This window comes from Actinomadura rubrisoli, assembly GCF_004349215.1.
In the GTDB taxonomy this organism is placed as follows: domain Bacteria; phylum Actinomycetota; class Actinomycetes; order Streptosporangiales; family Streptosporangiaceae; genus Spirillospora; species Spirillospora rubrisoli.
Genome location: NZ_SMKU01000638.1, coordinates 1 through 2173, shown reverse-complemented (window position 1 = coordinate 2173; position 2173 = coordinate 1). Strand labels below are relative to the sequence as shown.

At 68.6% G+C, this 2173-nt stretch carries 2 protein-coding genes and 1 pseudogene; 2 read left to right on the top strand and 1 reads right to left on the bottom strand.

Annotated elements, in window-relative coordinates; all coding sequences use genetic code 11:
• A partial coding sequence (locus tag E1298_RS46400; RefSeq protein ID WP_131903730.1) for an LLM class flavin-dependent oxidoreductase occupies positions 1–405 on the top strand: 405 nt, incomplete at its 5' end.
• A gap of 669 nt (positions 406–1074) precedes the next feature.
• Here E1298_RS46400 and E1298_RS46395 read toward each other — a convergent pair.
• On the bottom strand, positions 1075–1866 hold the full coding sequence (locus E1298_RS46395) for a hypothetical protein (RefSeq protein ID WP_243726261.1): 792 nt from the start codon (positions 1864–1866) through the stop codon (positions 1075–1077).
• 90 nt (positions 1867–1956) lie between these two features.
• Between E1298_RS46395 and E1298_RS52085 the strand changes: the two are divergent.
• A pseudogene (locus E1298_RS52085) lies at positions 1957–2046 on the top strand (IS5/IS1182 family transposase); the annotation flags it as partial.
• Positions 2047–2173 lie beyond the last annotated feature (127 nt).

Sequence of the window (2173 nt, the reverse complement as noted above, 5' to 3'; positions counted from 1 at the left end):
GGCCCGGCCCCCGGCCCCGACCTCGGCCTATGGCTGGGCACCTACGGACCCCGCACCCTTGCCCTCACCGGAGCCCGCGCCGACGGCTGGTTGCCCTCCCACGCCTACCTGCCCCTGGACGGCCTGCCTGCCGCCTCCGCCCGCATCGACACCGCCGCCCGCCAAGCCGACCGAGACCCCACTCGCATCCGCAAGGTCTACAACATCGCCGGCACGATCACCGACGCCTCCTCCAGCAGCCCCTTCACCGGCACCCCCGGACAATGGGCCGACCAGCTCGCCACCGCCGCCGACGCCGGCATCAACGCCTTCGTCTACTGGCCCGCCACCGACCACGACACCCAAATCGCCCGCTTCGCCCAAGAAGTCGTCCCCGCCACCGGCAAACTGCTCGGCACCCCTTGACCACCCCCTTGGACGTTGGCGGGGCGGCCGAATTAAGGCCCCCGCGACCCTCCCCGCAGTGCCGACCGTCCGAGACGGGCGAACTTGCCCAGGGGCCGCGCAAGCTACACCGACCGCTCTCGGCGCAGCGACCACGAGCAGCAGGCGGGGTGGTGACCGCCGCGAGCCAGCCTGCCACGCGATCCACCACCGCCCCTTCGGCTTTGTTGGCCTGCTCTGGCGAGGCTGACAACTGCGCTTCAACCCGAAGTTGAGCCCTCTCGACTTCCTCGACAAGAGCGGGGTCGCGGTCTCGCCCGAAGGCGCGGACGCGGTCGTAGCGAGGACGAGCACGCCTGCCTGCGCATCAAAATCACGTGGCCCGAGCCCGCGCTGCAACTCTCCTGAACATCAGCCCCTGACCAGTGCAAACGCTGTTCCTGAAACCGCTGCGCACGCTCCCATCGTCGCTGACGAGATCGGCCTAGCCGTCGGGGCGGGTTCGCTGAGATGGTGCAGTCATCGTTGAGCGTGCTCAAGCAGCAGCACCAATGCCGCGACTGGTCACGGGCCTGTACGCGCCATCCGGCCAGGTTCCGGCCCGGTCACGGAGGGGTAGCGCGGTGCGCTGCGCGGCGGCGCGGCTGACCCGTAGGTTCCTCACCCTCGGCACAGGCGCTCCTGGCCAGGTCACCCTTTCGAGAGGGCTCGCGTGACGGTGAGCAGCAGCGGCGAGCGGAAGCCGAGCTGGGCGACGGAGTCGGCGACGACCTCGGTCAGCCACCCGATTGCGTCACATGACCACTCGGCAAGCTCTCCGCGCAACACCACGCCGTGCAGAGACGAGCCGTTCCAGAAATCGTCGTCGAACGGCGGTGGGAGGACGGCGTCCTGGTCGGCGACGTCGTGGGACCTGCAAACGAACACGTCCTGATCCAGGTGACCGAGGTGATCGGCGAGCTGCTTTGCGAGAGTGGCGATCGATGGGTCCCGGCCGCCGTTGATGCTCACTTCCATTAGCGCTCTCGATCCCGGGTCGCACTCAGCGAACCAGGGGACCGTCCGCATCGACGGCACGGTCGCGTATGGGGGACGTGACGAGGCGTCGAGACCCTGAACCGGCAGGAGAAGCTGTACTGCGGAGAGGGACAGCGTGCCGGCGCGCGCCATCGCGTCCCGCGCGCACAGCAGGAACGGCCGCACTGGTAGCGGTCGGTCGCCGGCCACTGCGCTCGCCTCGACCTGGAACCACGAGATCAGTCCCGCTCCGGGCGCGGCGAGAGGATGGTTCCATCCAGCATCGTTCATGCCCCACAGCCCGGGCGCGTGGCACATGCGCTCCTCCAAGCCGCCCCCCGCCGACCTGTCGTCGAGCCAACTCAAGGCGAGCGACCGGTGGTAGAACAGCGAGTAGGCGTCGAGCTCGGACTCGGGGTCGCGCCAGGCGTGCGGGGCCAGCTCACCGTAGAGGGCAGCGAACATGGTGCCCGCGGTCCGATGGGCCGTAGGCGCCATGCCAGGTCGTGCTGTGCCGCTGTGTTCGGGCACGCGGGGTTCCTTCCTGGTTGCCTACGCGGCGAGCCCGAGTCGCAAAAGGAGGCCAACCGCGCACATACACGGCTGCGCGGACCGGGCGAACGAGCCAACGCCCAGCTCAAGTCACAATGCCATTTAGTTAGGCAGCTGGACTGAAGAGGTAGATTTCTGGCGGGCGCGGGTGTCGCACTCCATGGTCCGTAGATTTCTTCACGCGGAAAGAATTGTGACGCTGGCGTTTGACCACCCGTGG